Consider the following 16,831-nt stretch of genomic DNA (forward strand, 5'->3'; position numbering starts at 1 on the left):
CTCTAAGCTGGGCCCATGGCCTCCTCCTCGACCCCCATGAACATCTGCGTCTTCTGCTCGGCCGCCGAGCTCGACGGCGTCTACACCGAAGCGGCCCGCGAGTTCGCCGAACTCCTCGGCAAGCGGGGGCACAGCCTCGTGTGGGGCGGCTCGGACTCGGGGCTGATGAAGATCGTGGCCGACGGCGTGCAGGGCGCGGGCGGACGGCTGATCGGCATCTCGGTGGAGTTCCTGCGGGACGTGGCACGGCCGGACACCGACGAGATGGTCGTGGCCGCCGACCTCGCCGAGCGCAAGGCGCTCCTGCTGGACCGCGCGGACGCCGTGGTCGTCCTGGTGGGCGGCACCGGCACGCTGGACGAGGCGACCGAGATCCTGGAGTTGCGCAAGCACGGCATGCACAGCAAGCCGGTGGTGGTGCTCAACACCGCGGGCTTCTACAACGGCCTCAAGCAGCAGATGGCGCGGATGGAGGCCGAGGGCTTCCTGCCCGTCCCGCTGGCGGACCTCGTCAGCTTCGCCGACGACGGCCCGCAGGCACTGGAGCTGCTCGGCGCCTGAGGCCGCGGCGCCCGGACTGTGCGGCCTCGGACGCCGAGGGCGCGGGCCGGCAGGAACTCCGGCCCGGACCGCCGCTCCGTGCGCGTGCTGCCCGGGACCGCCGCCTCACGGCGCGTCCCGCGGGCCCGGGACGGGGACAGCGCTGCGCGCGCTCAGGCCGCCGGGACGGCGCGCTCCGTCCGGTCGATCGTCGCCGAGCCGACCACCCGGGTGCCGTCGTAGAGCACGATCGCCTGCCCCGGTGCCACGCCGCGCTCCGGAGCGGCGAACCGCACCCGCAGCTCGCCCTCGACCAGCTCCGCCTCCACCGGCGTCTCGGCGCCGTGCGCCCGCAGCTGCGCCGTGTACGGGCGGGGGCCCTCCGCCGGGGGCGCACCGCACCAGCGGGGGCGGATCGCGGTGAGGGCGGCGACGTCGAGGGAGGCCGCGGGGCCGACGGTGACCGTGTTGTCGACCGGGGAGATGTCCAGCACGTAGCGCGGCTTGCCGTCCGGTGCCGGGTGCCCCAGCCGCAGGCCCTTGCGCTGGCCGACGGTGAAGCCGTAGGCGCCGTCGTGGCTGCCCACCTTGGCGCCGGACTCGTCGACCACGTCGCCCTCGGCCCGGCCGAGCCGGGAGGCGAGGAACCCCTGGGTGTCGCCGTCGGCGATGAAGCAGATGTCGTGGCTGTCGGGCTTCTTCGCCACGGCCAGGCCGCGGCGCGCGGCCTCGGCGCGGATCTCCTCCTTGGTGGTGAGGGTGTCGCCCAGCGGGAACAGCGCGTGGCTCAGCTGCCGCTCGTCCAGTACCCCCAGCACATAGCTCTGGTCCTTGGCCTGGTCACTCGCTCGGTGCAGTTCCCGGTGCCCGTCCGCACGCGTCACAACAGTGGCGTAATGGCCGGTGCAGACGGCGTCGAATCCCAGCGCCAGCGCCTTGTCCAGCAGCGCGGCGAACTTGATCTTCTCGTTGCAGCGCAGGCAGGGGTTGGGCGTGCGGCCCGCCTCGTACTCGGCGACGAAGTCCTCCACCACGTCCTCGCGGAAGCGCTCGGCCAGGTCCCACACGTAGAAGGGGATGCCGATGACGTCGGCGGCGCGGCGTGCGTCGTTCGAGTCCTCGATGGTGCAGCAGCCGCGCGCACCCGTGCGGAACGACTTAGGGTTGGCGGACAGAGCCAGATGCACACCCGTGACGTCGTGTCCGGCCTCGACGGCACGGGCCGCCGCGACGGCGGAATCGACCCCGCCGGACATGGCGGCCAGCACACGGAGCGGGCGCGCGGAGGCTGTGCCCCGCGAGGATGCAGTAGTCATAGCGCCCTCCAGGGTAGACGGAACCTCCCGGCCACCCGAACGCGTTAGGGAGCGCATGGGACCAGCGGCGGATGACGGACACGAGGACGGCCCGGCGGACGGTTCCGGGTCCGGCCCCGGCGAGGGCCGGGACACCGGTCCCGGCGGCCAGGACGAGGGCGTCGGCACCTCCGGCGACGGCGGCCCGGAAGGCACGCGCGGCCGCGGGGTCGCCCGGCGGCGGCTGCTGATCGGCGGCAGCACCCTCGTGGGCCTCGGTGTGCTCGGGGTGGCCACCCAGCAGGAGCTCAAGCGCTGGTGGTGGCGGATGCCGGGGAACGACAAGCCGCGGCTGGAGGGCGAGGTGGACGACACCCGCGCCCGCTGGGTGGCCGCAGCCGACGCGAACATGCGCCGCGGCGACCGGCCCGCGGACTACGGCATCGACCGGGTGATCGTGCATGTCACGCAGGGCAGCGCGGCGGCGGCCGTGAAGGTCTTCCGGGACCCGGAGCACCAGGCCGCGGCGCACTACATCGTCTGCCAGGACGGGCAGATCATCCAGATGATCCGCGAGCTGGACGTCGCCTTCCACGCGGCGAACAAGGAGTACAACGAGCGCAGCATCGGGGTGGAGCACGAGGGCTGGATAGACCGTCCGCAGGACTTCACGGACGCCATGTACCGCTCCTCCGCCAGGCTGACGGCCGGGATCTGCTCCCGTTACGGCTTCCCCGCCGACCGGCGGCACATCATCGGCCACAACGAGGTGCCGGGCGCCGACCACACCGATCCGGGGCGGCACTGGGACTGGGACAAGTATCTGCGGATGGTCCGCACCGAGATGCGGGTGGAGAGCACGCTCCGGGACAAGTGACCGCCGGGGTGAGTGGCCGGGCGTGCGGCTCCTCCGGTGCGGCTAGCTCAGCCCCGCCGTGCGGGCCCGCTCGACGACCGGGCCGATCGCCTGCGCCAGCGCGTCCACGTCCGCCTTGGTGGTGGTGTGGCCCAGCGAGAAGCGGAGGGTGCCCCGGGCCAGGTCGGGTGCGGTGCCGGTGGCCAGCAGCACGTGGCTGGGCTGGGCGACGCCCGCGGTGCAGGCCGAACCGGTCGAACACGCGATCCCCTGCGCATCCAGGAGCAGCAGCAGCGAGTCCCCCTCGCAGCCCGGGAAGGAGAAGTGCGCGTTGGCCGCGAGCCGCCCGGCGGGGTCCGGGTCGCCGTTGAGCACCGCGTCCGGTACGGCGTCGCGGACGGCCGCCACCAGCGCGTCCCGCAGGCCGCCCACCTCGCGGACGAAGTCGGCCCGCCGCTCGACGGAGACCTGTGCGGCCGTGGCGAACGCGGCGATGGCGGGGGTGTCGAGCGTGCCGGAGCGCACGTGCCGCTCCTGGCCCCCGCCGTGCAGCAGCGGTACCGGCGCGTACTCGCGCCGCAGCAGCAGCGCGCCGACCCCGTAGGGGCCGCCGGTCTTGTGGCCGGTGACGGCCATCGAGGCGAGCCCGGACCCGCTGAAGGAGAGGTCGAGCTGGCCGAACGCCTGCACCGCGTCCGAGTGCAGTGGCACGTCGAACTCGGCGGCGACCTCGGCGAGTTCCGGTATCCGGGTGACCGTGCCGATCTCGTTGTTCGCCCACATGACGGTGGCCAGCGCGACGTCGGAGGGATCGCGTGCGAGGGCCTCGCGCAGCGCCTCGGGGCGCACCCGGCCGTACGCGTCCACCGGCAGCCATTCCAGGCGGGCGCCCTCGTGCTCGGCCAGCCACTCGACGGCGTCCAGCACGGCGTGGTGCTCCACCGGCCCGGCCAGCACCCGGGTGCGCCGGGCGTCCTCGTCCCGGCGGGCCCAGTAGAGCCCCTTGACGGCGAGGTTGTCCGCCTCGGTGCCGCCCGCCGTGAAGACGACCTCGCTGGGGCGCGCTCCGAGCGAGGCCGCGAGCGACTCGCGGGCCTCCTCCACCGTGCGCCGGGCCCGCCGTCCCGCGCCGTGCAGCGAGGAGGCGTTGCCGACGACCGCGAGCTGTTCGGTCATCGTCCGCACCGCTTCGGGCCACATGGGCGTGGTGGCGGCGTGGTCGAGATAGACGGGGTGGGCGGAGTCAGCCATGGTTCCCCAATCCTACGGTTCCCCACGGGGCGCACGACCGGCGCGTGGCAGCGTATGCACCTCGGCGTCCGTGCCCCCTCCGGAGCCGACCGGGAGTCCCGGGCGCCCGCACGGCGGCCCGCGGACACCGGAACCCGCCCCCGGAGGGCGGCCCCGGGGGCGCCCGGCGTCGCCCCGGTCTCAGCCGCGGTTCTCCGCCTGGAACATCCAGTGCTCCTTCTCCAGGACGCCGGTGAGCTGAATGAAGACGTCCTCGGTGACGGGGTCGACCGGACCGACGGCCTTCATCCGCTCCCGGGCCTTGGTGATGACGGCGCCGAGGGCCTCGACCATCAGGCGGACCGCGTCGTTGTCGGGGAGCCAGCCCTCCTTGACCGTGTTGACGGCGCTGCCGCCCGCGACCGTGGTGGAGCGGCCGTCGGGGCTGACGCCGAGCGCGGAGGCCCGCTCGGCGACGATGTCGGAGTACTGGCGGGCCGTGTCGACGACCTCGTCGAGCTGGAGGTGGATGGAGCGGAAGCGCGGCCCCACCACGTTCCAGTGGATCTGCTTGGCGGCGAGGGAGAGGTCGATGAGGTCCAGCAGCGTGCCCTGCAGGGCCTCGGCGACGGTCCTGAGGTCCGACTCCGGAAGCGTGCTCTTCACTGTGTAGGTCACGTGCGTCGCTTTCTCTCGGGCAGGCAAACTTTCCCGACCTACGTAAGCACATCACACGAAAAGGGACATCGAGGCGCCCGCACCTGTCACCCGGGCCGCCTCCGCCGGCCGCCTCGCCCGCGCTACGCGCGTGCCAGTTGCCGGGACTGCGCGACCAGGCGGTCGGCGGAGTCCCAGACCTCGGCGTCCTCCTCCAGGAATCCGCCCGCCAGGTTGCGGGTGGTGATGGCGATGCGCAGCGGACCGGGCGCCGGGCGGGCGCGCACATGGACGGTGAGCTCGACGGTGGGCACCCAGCCGGTGAGCCCCAGGTCGAAGCCGGTGGGCGGCAGCGCGTCGACGGCCATCAGCAGCGAGAGCGGGTCCGGGTCGCGCCCGTCGGCCAGTCCGAGCCAGCCGCGGATCTCGCCGCGCATGCTGGGCGCGCCGAGCGCCCAGCCGCAGGTCTCCGGGTCGAGGCGCAGGTCGAGCCGGCGCCCCATCTCGGGTACGGCGGCGTCACCGCCGGGATGGTCGGTGGCCCGGAAGCACTGATCCTGCGGCGGGACGGCGGGCGGCGTCGCGCTGGTGCGCACCTCGCCTCGGAGCGCGTCCAGTTCGCCGTAGGTCGCCAGGACCCGGATGCGCTCCACCTCCGTACCGCTCTCGTCCAGCTGGAAGAGCCCGGCCGACGCGGTGGAGACGGTGCGCCCGCCGCGGGCCACCGAGGTGCGGACGGTGGCGGGGCCCGCGGTGGTGGCCGTGAGGTAGTGGGCCGTGACGGTGAACGGGTCCGGGTGCGGGAGGGCCTGGCTCAGGGCGCGGCCCACCACGGCCAGCAGGTAGCCGCCGTTCAAGGCGGTACCGATGGCCCAGCCCGGGGAGAGCTGCGCCTCGTGGACGCCGGGCCGCAGGGTGCGGACCGCGGTGTCGCGGTCGAACTCGCTGCTGCCGGCGGGAGCGGCGGATACGGCGGTGCAGGACGGTGCGTCGGACATGGGGCGACGGTACACCGAATTTGTTACTGCTCGGTAGGGGGTGGTTCCGGGGTGCCCCCCGCCGCCTCCGCGTCCACCGTCGCGCTGCTGCGCTTCCACGCCCGCGGCGCCCGCCAGTTGTAGTGCAGGGCCAGCAGCCGCAGCACGAAGGCCAGCAGCGCCGCGCCCACCGCCGTGGCGGGACGTACCGCGTCCAGGTGGATCAGCAGCGCCACGGCGCTGGATCCGATGACCGCGGGGACCGCGTAGACCTCCCGGTCCCAGCGCAGCAGCGAGGGCACCTCGTTCGCCAGCACGTCGCGCAGCACGCCGCCGCCCGCGGCGGTGGCCAACCCCATCACGACCGAGGAGGTCAGGCTGAGCCCGTACTCGTCCGCCTTGAGCGTGCCCGTCACGCAGAAGAGCCCCAGCCCCGCCGCGTCGAAGACATTGACCGCCTTGTTGATCCGCTCCACCTCCGGATGGAGGAAGAAGACCAGCGCGGCCGAGACGAGCGGGGTGAGGAAGTAGCCGAGATCGGTGAAGGCGGCCGGGGGGACGGCACCGATGACCACGTCCCGGAAGAGGCCGCCGCCCAGGCCGGTGACCTCGGCGAGGACGGCGATGCCGAAGACGTCGAAGTTGCGGCGGACGGCCAGCAGCGCCCCGGAGACGGCGAAGACGAAGATGCCGGCGATGTCCAGCCAGTGTTGGAGCGGAGGACTGAAGAGGGATTCCACCGCTCCTTTGTATCCGGACCGTCCCCGCAGCCTCGCCCCGGCTCCCGTCGGGCGCCGCCCCGAAAGCCGCGGAACGGCACCGGAGAGGCTGGGGAACCAGCCCCTCCGGTGGTGGGTCAGCGCTTGGCGGTGACGGTTTCGCTCAGCAGCGCGGTGTCTCCCGGCTCCTGGTCCGGCGCGTTCTCCGGATGGTGGCAGGCCACGTTGTGGCCCGTCGCCAGCGGGATCAGCGGCGGCTCCTTGGTCTTGCAGACCTCCGTGGCCTTCCAGCAGCGGGTGTGGAAGCGGCAGCCGGACGGCGGGTTCATCGGCGAGGGCACATCGCCCTGCAGCAGGATCCGCTCCCGGCTGTCCGCCGCCTTGCGCCGCGGGTCGGGCACCGGCACCGCCGACATCAGCGCCTTGGTGTAGGGGTGCATCGGCGTGTTGTAGAGCGACTGCCGGTCGGTCAGCTCCACGACCTTGCCGAGGTACATCACCGCGATCCGGTCCGAGACGTGCCGGATGACGGACAGGTCGTGCGCGATGATCACATAGGTGAGGCCGAGCTCCTCCTGCAGATCGTCCAGGAGGTTGACTACCTGCGCCTGGATGGAGACGTCCAGCGCCGAGACCGGCTCGTCGGCCACCACCAGCTTCGGGCTGAGCGCCAGGGCGCGGGCGATGCCGATGCGCTGCCGCTGCCCACCGGAGAACTCGTGCGGGTAGCGGTTGTAGTGCTCGGGGCTGAGTCCGACCACCCCCAGCAGCCGCTGGACCTCCTTCTTGACGCCGCCCTCCGGCTGCACCCCCTGGAGCTTGAACGGCGCGCTGACGATGGCGCCGACCGTGTGCCGGGGGTTCAGCGACGAGTACGGGTCCTGGAAGATCATCTGCACGTCGCGGCGCAGCGGGCGCATTCCGCTGACACCCAGATGGGTGATGTCGCGGCCCTCGAACTCGATGGAGCCGGCAGTGGGCTCCAGCAGCCGGGTGATCAGCCGGCCCATCGTCGACTTGCCGCAGCCCGACTCGCCCACGACACCGAGGGTTTCCCCGGCGCGGACCTCGAAGTCGATGCCGTCGACCGCCTGCACCGCGCCCACCTGCCGCTTGAAGAGGCCCTTGTGGATGGGGAAGTGCTTCTTGAGGCCGCTGACCTTCAGCAGCGTTTCGCCCTGGCCCGGCGCTGCCGCGGAGTCGGCCCTCGGCTCGGAGCCCGGGGACTGCACGGGTTTCGTCATCGGCTCGTCGTCCTCACTCACGCCGCTCACAGCTTCGGGGCAATCTCTTCGTTCCAGATCCGCTCCCGGTCCTCCTGCGCCATGTGGCAGGCGGCCAGGTGCCCGTCCTTGACCTCGCGCAGCTCCGGCCGGACGGTGCGGGTGACGTCGTCCCCGGGGACGTCCGCGTACGGGCAGCGCGGGTTGAAGGCGCAGCCGGACGGCACGTTGATGAGGCTGGGCGGCGAGCCCTTGACGGGGATGAGCCGGTCGGCCCGGTCCCGGTCGATGCGCGGCATGGAGCCCAGCAGGCCCCAGGTGTAGGGGTGCTGCGGCTCGTAGAAGACCTGCTCGGCGGTGCCGTACTCGACGCAGCGCCCGCCGTACATCACCAGGATGTCGTCCGAGAGCTCGGCGACGACGCCCAGGTCGTGGGTGATGATGATGACGGCCGAGCCGAACTCCTGCTGCAGATCCCGGATCAGGTCCAGGATCTGCGCCTGGACCGTCACGTCGAGCGCGGTGGTGGGCTCGTCGGCGATCAGCAGTTCGGGGTTGTTGACCAGCGACATCGCGATCATGGCCCGCTGCCGCATCCCGCCGGAGAACTCGTGCGGGTAGCTGTCGACCCGCTTGCCGGGCTCGGGGATGCCCACCCGGTCCAGCAGCTCGATCGCTCGCCTGCGGGCCGTCTTCTTGTCGACGGCGTGGTGGACGCGGTACGCCTCCACGATCTGGTGGCCGACGGTGAAGAAGGGATGCAGCGCCGAGAGCGGGTCCTGGAAGATCATGGAGATCTCGCGGCCGCGCAGCTTGCGCACCGTCTCCGCGTCGGCGGTGAGCAGCTCCTGGCCGTCCAGCCAGATCTCGCCCGAGAGCCGCGGACGCTGCCTGCCGTACTGGCCGACCGTGTGCAGGCCCATGATGCCGAGCGAGGTGACGGATTTGCCGGAGCCCGACTCGCCGACGATGCCGAGGGTCTTGCCCTTCTCCAGCGAGAAGGTGAGCCCGTCGACGGACTTGACCAGGCCGTCCTGGGTGGGGAAGTGCACCCGCAGGTCCCGCACCTCCAGAAAGGAGGACGGGGGCCGCTGGTCCAGCTCGGGTTCGCCGGGCGCGGTGCCGGAACCGGTCAGGTCCGCTGCCGTGCCCTGCTCGGGGATCGCTGCCCCGGCGGCGCCGGAGGCGGCGGCCGCCGGCGGCGCGTCCGCGCGGGTGGCGTCCGTGCCGGTCTCGGTGTCCTTGTGGGACTTGTGCTCGTGGTCGGTCATCCCAGCCTCACTCGTGGGTCGATCACGCCGTACAGCAGGTCCACGATGAGATTCGCGATGACGACGGCGGTTGCGGTGATGAGGGTGACGCCCAGGATCAGCGGGAGGTCGCGATCGGTGATCGCCTTGAGCACGGCCTGCCCGAGTCCGGGGATGCTGAAGGTGGTCTCGGTGAGGATCGCGCCGCCCATCAGGGCGCCGATGTCGATGCCGAGGAGCGTGAGGACCGGCGTCATGGTGGAGCGCATGGCGTGCTTGCCGATGACGACCGGCTCCTTGAGCCCCTTGGCACGGGCGGTACGGATGTAGTCCTCGCCCATCACCTCCAGCATGGTCGCCCGGGTCAGCCGGGCGTACATGGCGCCGAAGAGGAAGGCGAGGGTGACCCAGGGCAGGATCATGCCGCTGAACCACTTGACGGGATCGTCGCCGAACGGGGTGAAGGTGTTGCTCACCAGGTCGAGTTGGTAGGCGAACAGCGCCAGCGAGATCAGACCGGTGAAGTAGACGGGCAGCGAGACGCCGGCCAGCGCGCCGGTCATGGCGAGCCGGTCCCAGAGGCTGCCCCGCTTGAGTGCGGAGAGCACACCGACGGCCAGGCCGATGATCAGCCAGATGACGGCAGCGCCCAGCGCCAGGGAGAGGGTGACCGGCAGCCGGTCGGTCAGCACCGGCCAGATCTCCTGCTCGGTGCGGAAGGAGTATCCGAAGCAGGGGGCGGAGCAGTGCGTCGTGTCGCCACCGGAGGTGTAGTCCCGGCCGACGAAGAGGCCCTTGAAGAACTCGAAGAGCTGGACCAGGACCGGATCGTCCAGCTGGAGCTTCTCGCGAACGGCTTCGACGCTCTCCTTGTCGGCCTGCTTACCGACGAACATGGTGGCCGGATCGATCCCCGACCACTTGGGGATCAGAAAGAAGATGCAGAAGACCGCCAGGATGATGACGACCAGCATCACTGCGACGGCGAACAGCCGCCTGATGAGGTATGTGAGCACTGCTCTCCGGCCGCCCGGCGGCGGCCCGGCCGCTCCCCGGTCGGGAGTCGGCGGCCGGGCCGCCCGTAGCGGCCTTCACCTGCCCTTCGTGCCAGCGGCGGGTGGCGCCGTCAGATGGTGATGTCGGTGGCGAACTTCGAGGGTCCGGGGACCCCCTGGGTCACTTGACGCCGAGGGACGCGAAGTCGTACCAGCCGCTGAAGGAGTCGGCCGCGTAGACGTTCGTGAGCCGGTCCGAGCGCCACTGGACAACCTTCAGGTAGGTCAGCGGCAGGTAGTAGCCGCCTTCCATGACCCGGTGGTTGACCTCGGCGTACTGCTCGGCGGCCTTCGCCGGGTCGAGCTCGGCGATGGCGTCCTCGAGACCCTTGTCGATCTTCGGGTCGTCGATCAGCGCGTAGTTGTTGTTGCCGTTGTCACGGATCTTGGAGCTGTGCCACAGCTCGATGCCGTAGCCCTGGCCGCTGGGGAAGTCCGGGCCCCAGCCGTAGAGCACCATGCCGTAGCCCTTGCGCTTGACCGTGGCCTGGTTGCCGACGATCGAGGAGCCCTGCGAGCCGTCGAACTCGTCCAGCTCGACCTTGATGCCGACCTTCTTCAGCGACGCCTGGATGGCCTCGGCGGACTTCACGTCGGCCTTGTCGGTGTTGCGCACGGCCAGCGTGGTCTTGAAGCCGTTGGGCTTACCGCACTTCTCGAGCTCTTCCTTGGCCTTCGCGACGTCGGCGGCTCCACCGTTCTTGCGGATGCCGTACTGGTCGTCGTTCTGGTCGGCGCCCGGAACGGTGGGCGGCAGCATGTTGACGGCCAGCTCGCCACCGGCGGTCGGACCACCGCGGGCGGTCTGCACCGACTTGTGGTTGGTGCCGTAGATGGCGGCCTTGCGGCAGTGGATGTTGTCGAAGGGCTTCACGCTCTGCGGGAAGGCCACGTACGAGATGAACCCGGTCTGCGGGTTGTCCACGTTGCCCTTGTGCTGCTTGAGGGCGGTCTGCCGGCCCTGGACCTCCATACCGCGCTGGTTGAGGTCGAGGTCCGCGTCACCGTTGATCAGGCGCTTGTCGCGCTCGTCCGGGTTGGTGAGCAGCGTGACCTTGACCTTGTCCGGAAGCGCCTTGCGCAGCGTGTCGCTGTTGCGGTCCCAGTGCTTGTTGCGGACCAGGAGCAGCGACTTGTTCGGGGTGTACGACTTGAACTTGTACGGACCCGAGGAGAAGGGGCGCAGCGTGTACTTGGACTTGGTGTCCTTGTCCTTGCGCACCGGCGAGTTGGTGGGCATCGCCAGCATCTGCTCGAAGTCGCCGTTGGCCTTCGGCAGGTGGAACTCGATGGTCTTGTCGTCGGGCGTCTTGATGGCGTCGAAGCCGCCCTTGTCCTCGTAGGGACCCTTCCACTTGCCGTCCGGGTCGAGGACGTCCTTGATGTAGGTCGGGCCGCCGGAGAGGGTCTTCTGGGCCCACTGGCGCTCGATGCCGTACTTGACGTCCTGGGAGGTGATCGGCTTGCCGTCCTCCCACTTCAGGCCGTTCTTCAGGGTGTACTTGTAGACCTTGCCGTCCTCGGATATCTGCGCGTTGTCCGTGGCCAGGTCGGGCTTCAGGTCCAGGCTCTTCTTGCCCGGCTTGGGGCTGTAGCTCACGAGCTGGCGGCTGTAGAACCGCGAGAAGTCGAAGACGAAGCCGTAGTACATGCGGGTGGTGTCCCAGGAGTCGGCGTCCTGGACGCCCACGAACTTCAGGGTCCCGCCCTTTTTGCTGGAGGCGTTGGCGACCTTGTTGACGCCCGCGTTGTACTCGCCGCCGCCCTCCTTGTCGCTGTCGCCCCCGCCGCAGGCCGAGGTGGCCAGCAGCGTGGCGGCGGCAACAGCCGAGAGCGCGGCCAACCGGCGCCTCGATGTGCGTAGGGGTTTCACGTCTCGCAACCTCCGTGATAGGTCACGGCCCGCACGGGCTGGGCGGGGCCGGGGTCTGGGATGGGGGATCAACGGGTGCCCTTCGGGTCCAGTGCGTCGCGAACGCCGTCGCCGAAGAGGTTGAAGGCGAGCACCGTGATGAAGATGGCGACGCCGGGAATGATCATGTACATCGGGTCGGACTCGTAGTACGTCACCGCGTCCGAGAGCATCGAGCCCCACGAGGCGGTCGGCGGCTTGACGCCCACACCCAGGAAGCTGAGCGCCGCCTCGGTGAGGATGTTGGTCGGGATCATCAGCGTCATGTAGACGGTGATCGGCGCGACCAGGTTGGGCAGCAGTTCCTTGCCGATGATGTAGCCGCGGCCGGCCCCCAGGCTGCGGGCGGCCTCGATGTACTCGCGCTCGCGCAGCGAGAGCACCTGGCCGCGCACGATCCGGCCGATGTAGGGCCAGCCGAAGAAGCCGATCACCAGGATCATCACCAGCAGCCGCACGCCCGTGCCGGTCAGGCCGAGCAGGTCGTTGGGCATCACGGAGATCAGGGAGATGATGAACAGCAGCTGCGGGAAGGCCAGCAGCATGTCCATCACCCGGCTGATCAGTGCGTCCAGCCAGCCGCCGAAGTAGCCGGCGAGGGTGCCCAGGATGGTGCCGAAGATGACGGCGACGAAGGCCGAGAGGAAGCCGACGAGGATCGAGACGCGCGCTCCGTAGACGATCCGGGTGAGGATGTCGCGGCCGCTGACCGGCTCCACGCCGAGCAGATGGTCGGCGGACATCCCGCCCAGCGCACCCTTGGGGGTGCTGAAGAGCGGGTCGATCAGATCTTCGTGGCGCTCGTTCGGCGACTGTCCGGTCAGCGCCGCGAGCACCGGGGCGAAGATCGCGAGCAGCACCAGCAGCAGCACGATCGTGCCGCCGAGCAGCGCCACCTTGTCCCGCTTGAGCCGCTCCCAGGCGATCCGGCCGAGTGAGCGGCCCTCGATCGCCTTCTCGGCCTTGCCGGGTGCCGGCTCCACGGCCGCGGTTTCCGCGATCGTTTCCTCGTGCAGTGGTGCCGTCATCGTGTTGGGGACCCCTTCTCGACCGGCAGTTGACCAGTCCACGCACACCGCTGTAGCGGTCAGAGTTCAGAAGACATTCGAAAGCCGTTGTGGGTGGGAGGCCGACTGCGGCCTTCCGGTGGCTTATGGCTCGGGAGTCTTCATCGCGCTCAGGATCAGTCGCCAGACCTGCCGGGGAATGGATGCGCAACTGTGATGTGACGCGTCATGTTCCGTTATGCGGACGGATAATGACGTTGAGCGGTGTGGGGGCCGGGAATTTGTCCTGATCTGGACCGTCTGCGGATCCGGAAATACGTCCGGATTCCGCCCCTGCTCAGAAGGCGCGCGGGTAGCCGTAACCGGCACCGGGAGCCGGTGGCCGGGAGGCGTCGTATCCGGCCGGAGCGTGTGCGTCCCGGTCGAAGAATGGCCGGGACTGGCTGCGCATCCACATGGCCACGGGGTCGTAGTCGTCCGCCATCGCGACACTGGAGACGGGGAGTCCGTCGGGCACCGCGAGCACCGACTGGGCCATCATCCGGCGGGCCGCCTCGATCGAGGCGGGGGCGCTGTCGTACAGGTCGAGGCCCACGGCCAGGTACGGGACGCCCAGCGCGGGCCGCACCCAGGCGCGGCGCAGCGAGCGGACGACAGGGGTCCGGTGGGCGTTCTGCGTCAGCAGCGCATAGAACTGCGGGATCTCCAGGGTCGGCTCGCTGATCCGCAGCGGCCCGGCGGGAAGCTGGTCGAGGCCGACCGCGATCCGCCGCAGATCCAGCCAGGGGATGCCGACGCCGCCGCCGGGAGCGTGCGGATTCAGCCAGATCCCCCAGCGGTCGGCGAAGAGGGCCGCAGCGATCTCCCGTCCGGCGACGACCTCGTGGGCGCGGTTCCAGCCGGAAGCCGCCAGCTCCTGGGCCGAGGTGACACAGGGTGCGTAGCCGTACCCGGCGACGTCCATGTTTCCGTACTGCGCGTCGGGGGATCCGACCTGCCCGTTCCACAGCAGCATCCACACCTGGCTGCCGGCGAGCGCCTGGAGCAGGGCCTCGTAGTTCTCGTAGCTCTCGTAGGTGCCGTGCCCGCCGGGCGCCACCCGCCGCAGCAGCGTCTCGACGCTCTCACCCGCGCTCACCTGGGCCGCCTTTCCACCTCTGCCGCCGTTCCTGGCTCGTCGCCCCGCACCGCCATCCAACCAGCTTACGAGCGGACCGGGACATCGGTACTCGTACTCAGCTCGGGTCCGGCAACCGGCGCGCGCCGCTCCGCATCCGGGCCGCGAACGGCACCTCACCGGCACCGTGGCCCACCACCGTCCCTGGCGCCGCGCTCAGCTGTGGTTCTCGCGGTCGTAGAACGGACGTACGCACTGCCGCAGCCAGTCCACGACCGGGTCGTCGGCCGCGTCGAGCAGCACCATCTGGACCGGCCAGCGCACCGGCGCCACGTGCAGCGCCCTGCCGAGCGCGTCGTGGGCCGCCTGCCGGGCCTCCGGATCGAGGAGGTCGAGCTCTATCCCGACGAGCAGACCGGGCGAATCGCCCTCGGTACTGGCGAGGCCCCGGCGCGCGGTGCGTACGGCCGGGAGCGCGGCGAACTCCGCCGAGGCCGCGGCGAGGAAGGCGAGCGGATCGTCCTGCCAGTCCGGCTCGAACAGCCGCACGCGGGCACCCCGCACGGCCCCGGTGGCGGCCTGCTCGGCGGGGGTGTTGGCGCACAGTTCGGCGACGGCCTCGGCGGACAGCGGAACCCCCACCGTCCCCTCCGGGTTCACGGCGATGCCCACCCCCGCGGGCAGGCCGCGCGCGAATTCCCTGGCCGGTGCGACGGTGAAGGACACATGCGTACCGACGACGCTGAGGAACTGCTGCTCGGAGCTGAAGACCGGCACATGGACCGCGCCGTCCAACTCGATGGTCGGCAGATCCAGTTCCCGGCTCTCCCGGTCGCCGCCCTCCGGCAGCGGGACCCAGACGCTGCTGCGGCCCAGCACCTCCAGCAGCCGGGCGCCCGCGTGCGGCACCTGGAGCGAGGCGGCCAGGGCTTCCTCCAGTTCGTTGCCGGGCCAGCCGCCCCCGTGCCCGGGCCCGAAGTGCTGCGGCTGCTGAGGCTGCGAGGGCTGCGAGGGAACTGTCATACGGCAAGCCTATCCATGATCCCCGCCCGCTCGGAGGGGCCCCTGAGCACCGGTCAGGCCCCCTGGACGAACCGGGACGAACACGAACAGCGACGCTCCGGTTGCGCCCCGCGTCAGATGCCCGAAAGGTGGACTCCGTCCCCATACGTGCCAACCGGCACGCCCCACGGAGGAGAGCACATGCGTGTGAACAGGATCGCCGTCACCGTCACCCTGGCCGGCTCGCTCGCCCTCGGCGCGGCGGGTGCGGCCGCCGCCGCGCCGGTGGTCGGCCACGCCCCGGGGCAGCGGCCCGGCATCCAGCAGCCCGCCGGACCGGATTCCGGGACGGAGCAGGCCAAGCCGAAGCCGTCGGACGACCAGGGCATGGGGCAGTCGGCGCCGCAGCACAAGCCCGCGACCCCCCAGCAGGACCCGATGGCGCAGCACAAGCTCCCGAAGCCGCCCCAACCCGGCGAGAAGCCGTCCGGCCCGCAGAAGCCGTCCGAACCCGGCGAGAAGCCGGCCGAAGGGCAGCAGCCCGCCAAGCCGTCGAAGCCCGCCAAGCCGTCGGAGTCGGCCCAGGAGCAGCAACCCGCGAAGCCGGCCGAGCCCGGGAAGCCCGCCAAGCCCGCCAAGCCGGCCGGACCGACGAAGCCCGCCGCTCAGCAGCCCCCGCGGCCGCAGGCCCCCGGCAAGCCCGCGCTGGGCCAGGCAGGGCAGCAGTCCCCCGCGCAGCAGCCCGTCAAGCCGGTCACCCCGGCAGCGGGCCGCTGACCCCGGTCACCCCCTGAACCCGGTCACCGGTGTCCCCGTCCGCGGCCCCGGCATCCCTCGCGGGTGCCGGGGCCGCGGGCGTCCGCTCGGCTCCGGGTGACGGTACGGTTGGCGGCGCGGTCGGGCCCGGCGGTCCCGCCCACGGGGAGAGCACCAGCGGTACCGCGGCGGGCAGCGGCTCGAAGAGCACGGACCGCACGCCCCGGGCCGCCTCCCGGTCCAGCAGCACCGAGGAGACGCAGCCGCGCGGCAGCCGTCCGGCCTCCGCGGCGGCCCGCAGCCTTCCGACAGCGCGCAGATGCCGCCGGAAGGCGTACCCCGTCACCCGTCTGCCTCGCACGGTCTGCCCGGCCAGCGCGTCCCCGGCGGGGACGTCGAGCAGCAGCAGGTGCAAGGAGCGCCCGCGCCGTACCGCGTCCCGGGCCAGCCAGCGGCGCACCCAGCTCTGCGTGCCGCAGTCGTGCACCATGACGGCCGCACCCGAGCCCAGTGCCGTGCGCAGCGCCGCGTAGTGCGCGAGCCGCACCAGGGGCCGGTAGGCGCCGTACGGCAGCCAGTGCGGCATCCGCGCCTCCCAGCGCTCGCGGGTGTCCTGCGAGTCGATGCGCACCGCGTCGGACCGGGCCGGGACCGCGCGCCGCATGAGCGTGGACTTGCCGCCGCCCGGCAGTCCGGAGACCACCACCACGTCCCCCGCCGGATAGCGCAGCGTCCACCGCCCGGCGGTACGGCGAAGATCGTGCCGGACCGCGGCGCGGGCTGCGGGGCCCGCTCGCGCGCCCCTCGGTACGGCTCCTGCACGGCACGGGCTGCCCACTGGATCTCCCTCCCCTGGCGGCTGTTCGGCCGCCGCCCCAAGTATGTAAAGAAGGAGTAATGCGGTTCAAGGCGAAGAGCTGCTCCGCGGGGGCAGCCACGGCCCGCTCGGCCGTGCCATGATGTGCGCATCCAAACTGCATACCGGCCGTTCGAACCCGCGCGGGAGAGTCCCCGGCAGGCGTGTGCAGTACGCGCACGCCGGGGCGCCGAAGGAGCAAGATCCTCCCTTGAATCTCTCAGGCCCCGTTACCGCGCAGGCTAGGCAGATCTGAAAAGCGGACCGCTGTGCCCCCGCCCCGGCGCGGAGCGGCGGTCCCACCCAAGGTGCAAGCCGGGCTCCAGCCGTTCGGGAGCTGTCGGCGAACCTCTCAGGTTCCGATGACAGATGGGGAGGA

Annotated in this window: 16 protein-coding genes and 1 riboswitch; of the genes, 3 read left to right on the forward strand and 13 right to left on the reverse strand. The window is 71.4% G+C overall.

Annotation, left to right across the window (positions count from 1 at the left end; genetic code table 11):
- Window positions 1-36 precede the first annotated feature (36 nt).
- The gene (locus tag ACFYNS_RS09555; RefSeq protein ID WP_360291943.1) at window positions 37-561 is read left to right on the forward strand and encodes a TIGR00730 family Rossman fold protein; all 525 of its coding nucleotides are present in this window, start codon (window positions 37-39) and stop codon (window positions 559-561) included.
- A gap of 152 nt (window positions 562-713) precedes the next feature.
- On the opposite strand, the gene mnmA is transcribed toward ACFYNS_RS09555, so the two are convergent.
- Window positions 714-1,856 carry a tRNA 2-thiouridine(34) synthase MnmA gene (mnmA, locus tag ACFYNS_RS09560; protein WP_360291877.1) on the reverse strand — a complete coding sequence of 381 codons (1,143 nt, stop codon included), beginning with the start codon at window positions 1,854-1,856 and terminating at the stop codon, window positions 714-716.
- A gap of 55 nt (window positions 1,857-1,911) precedes the next feature.
- Between mnmA and ACFYNS_RS09565 the strand changes: the two genes are divergently transcribed.
- Window positions 1,912-2,712, forward strand: a complete 801-nt coding sequence (locus ACFYNS_RS09565) for an N-acetylmuramoyl-L-alanine amidase (RefSeq protein ID WP_388601874.1) — start codon at window positions 1,912-1,914, stop codon at window positions 2,710-2,712.
- Window positions 2,713-2,754: 42 nt separating this feature from the next.
- On the opposite strand, the gene ACFYNS_RS09570 is transcribed toward ACFYNS_RS09565, so the two are convergent.
- The 11 genes from ACFYNS_RS09570 to ACFYNS_RS09620 form a co-directional block, all read right to left on the reverse strand.
- Window positions 2,755-3,942, reverse strand: a complete 1,188-nt coding sequence (locus ACFYNS_RS09570) for a cysteine desulfurase family protein (RefSeq protein WP_388601877.1) — start codon at window positions 3,940-3,942, stop codon at window positions 2,755-2,757.
- Window positions 3,943-4,122: 180 nt separating this feature from the next.
- Window positions 4,123-4,599 carry a Dps family protein gene (locus ACFYNS_RS09575; protein ID WP_388601879.1) on the reverse strand — a complete coding sequence of 159 codons (477 nt, stop codon included), beginning with the start codon at window positions 4,597-4,599 and terminating at the stop codon, window positions 4,123-4,125.
- A 122-nt stretch (window positions 4,600-4,721) separates the two neighbouring features.
- Window positions 4,722-5,576 carry a thioesterase family protein gene (locus ACFYNS_RS09580; RefSeq protein ID WP_360291888.1) on the reverse strand — a complete coding sequence of 285 codons (855 nt, stop codon included), beginning with the start codon at window positions 5,574-5,576 and terminating at the stop codon, window positions 4,722-4,724.
- A gap of 23 nt (window positions 5,577-5,599) precedes the next feature.
- Window positions 5,600-6,295 (reverse strand): trimeric intracellular cation channel family protein, encoded by a 696-nt coding sequence (locus ACFYNS_RS09585; protein ID WP_075001860.1) that lies wholly within the window; start codon window positions 6,293-6,295, stop codon window positions 5,600-5,602.
- Between the two features lie 116 nt (window positions 6,296-6,411).
- Window positions 6,412-7,518: a dipeptide ABC transporter ATP-binding protein gene (locus ACFYNS_RS09590; protein ID WP_360291946.1), complete on the reverse strand. Its 1,107-nt coding sequence runs from the start codon at window positions 7,516-7,518 to the stop codon at window positions 6,412-6,414.
- 26 nt (window positions 7,519-7,544) lie between these two features.
- Window positions 7,545-8,768, reverse strand: coding sequence for an ABC transporter ATP-binding protein (locus ACFYNS_RS09595; protein ID WP_360291893.1), 1,224 nt, complete (start codon window positions 8,766-8,768; stop codon window positions 7,545-7,547).
- Window positions 8,765-9,763, reverse strand: a complete 999-nt coding sequence (locus ACFYNS_RS09600; protein ID WP_360291896.1) for an ABC transporter permease — start codon at window positions 9,761-9,763, stop codon at window positions 8,765-8,767. Before ACFYNS_RS09600 ends, ACFYNS_RS09595 begins: the two co-directional genes overlap by 4 nt.
- A 160-nt stretch (window positions 9,764-9,923) precedes the next feature.
- A complete protein-coding gene (locus ACFYNS_RS09605; RefSeq protein WP_360291899.1) occupies window positions 9,924-11,675 on the reverse strand; it encodes an ABC transporter substrate-binding protein in 1,752 nt (583 codons plus the stop codon).
- A gap of 68 nt (window positions 11,676-11,743) precedes the next feature.
- Entirely contained in the window at window positions 11,744-12,742 is a 999-nt protein-coding gene (locus tag ACFYNS_RS09610; protein ID WP_360291901.1) for an ABC transporter permease, read from the reverse strand.
- Window positions 12,743-13,058: 316 nt separating this feature from the next.
- Window positions 13,059-13,859: an enhanced serine sensitivity protein SseB C-terminal domain-containing protein gene (locus ACFYNS_RS09615; RefSeq protein WP_360291904.1), complete on the reverse strand. Its 801-nt coding sequence runs from the start codon at window positions 13,857-13,859 to the stop codon at window positions 13,059-13,061.
- 195 nt (window positions 13,860-14,054) lie between these two features.
- A complete protein-coding gene (locus ACFYNS_RS09620; protein ID WP_360291907.1) occupies window positions 14,055-14,861 on the reverse strand; it encodes an enhanced serine sensitivity protein SseB C-terminal domain-containing protein in 807 nt (268 codons plus the stop codon).
- A 180-nt stretch (window positions 14,862-15,041) separates the two neighbouring features.
- Between ACFYNS_RS09620 and ACFYNS_RS09625 the strand changes: the two genes are divergently transcribed.
- On the forward strand, window positions 15,042-15,617 hold the full coding sequence (locus ACFYNS_RS09625) for a hypothetical protein (RefSeq protein WP_360291910.1): 576 nt from the start codon (window positions 15,042-15,044) through the stop codon (window positions 15,615-15,617).
- Here ACFYNS_RS09625 and ACFYNS_RS09630 read toward each other — a convergent pair.
- On the reverse strand, window positions 15,595-16,434 hold the full coding sequence (locus ACFYNS_RS09630; RefSeq protein WP_388601886.1) for an AAA family ATPase: 840 nt from the start codon (window positions 16,432-16,434) through the stop codon (window positions 15,595-15,597). The two genes, ACFYNS_RS09625 and ACFYNS_RS09630, sit on opposite strands and share 23 nt — an antisense overlap.
- A gap of 152 nt (window positions 16,435-16,586) precedes the next feature.
- A riboswitch (glycine riboswitch) is annotated at window positions 16,587-16,698 on the forward strand.
- The last annotated feature ends 133 nt before the right edge of the window (window positions 16,699-16,831 follow it).

The organism is Streptomyces sp. NPDC006925 (assembly GCF_042869575.1).
Classification (GTDB): Bacteria; Actinomycetota; Actinomycetes; order Streptomycetales; family Streptomycetaceae; genus Streptomyces.

Coding starts and splice junctions, on each gene's coding strand:
- ACFYNS_RS09555 (WP_360291943.1), top strand. CDS start 37: ATGAACATCTGCGTCTTCTGCTCGGCCGCCGAGCTCGACGGCGTCTAC.
- mnmA (WP_360291877.1), bottom strand. CDS start 1,856: ATGACTACTGCATCCTCGCGGGGCACAGCCTCCGCGCGCCCGCTCCGT.
- ACFYNS_RS09565 (WP_388601874.1), top strand. CDS start 1,912: ATGGGACCAGCGGCGGATGACGGACACGAGGACGGCCCGGCGGACGGT.
- ACFYNS_RS09570 (WP_388601877.1), bottom strand. CDS start 3,942: ATGGCTGACTCCGCCCACCCCGTCTATCTCGACCACGCCGCCACCACG.
- ACFYNS_RS09580 (WP_360291888.1), bottom strand. CDS start 5,576: ATGTCCGACGCACCGTCCTGCACCGCCGTATCCGCCGCTCCCGCCGGC.
- ACFYNS_RS09590 (WP_360291946.1), bottom strand. CDS start 7,518: ATGACGAAACCCGTGCAGTCCCCGGGCTCCGAGCCGAGGGCCGACTCC.
- ACFYNS_RS09595 (WP_360291893.1), bottom strand. CDS start 8,768: ATGACCGACCACGAGCACAAGTCCCACAAGGACACCGAGACCGGCACG.
- ACFYNS_RS09610 (WP_360291901.1), bottom strand. CDS start 12,742: ATGACGGCACCACTGCACGAGGAAACGATCGCGGAAACCGCGGCCGTG.
- ACFYNS_RS09620 (WP_360291907.1), bottom strand. CDS start 14,861: ATGACAGTTCCCTCGCAGCCCTCGCAGCCTCAGCAGCCGCAGCACTTC.
- ACFYNS_RS09625 (WP_360291910.1), top strand. CDS start 15,042: ATGCGTGTGAACAGGATCGCCGTCACCGTCACCCTGGCCGGCTCGCTC.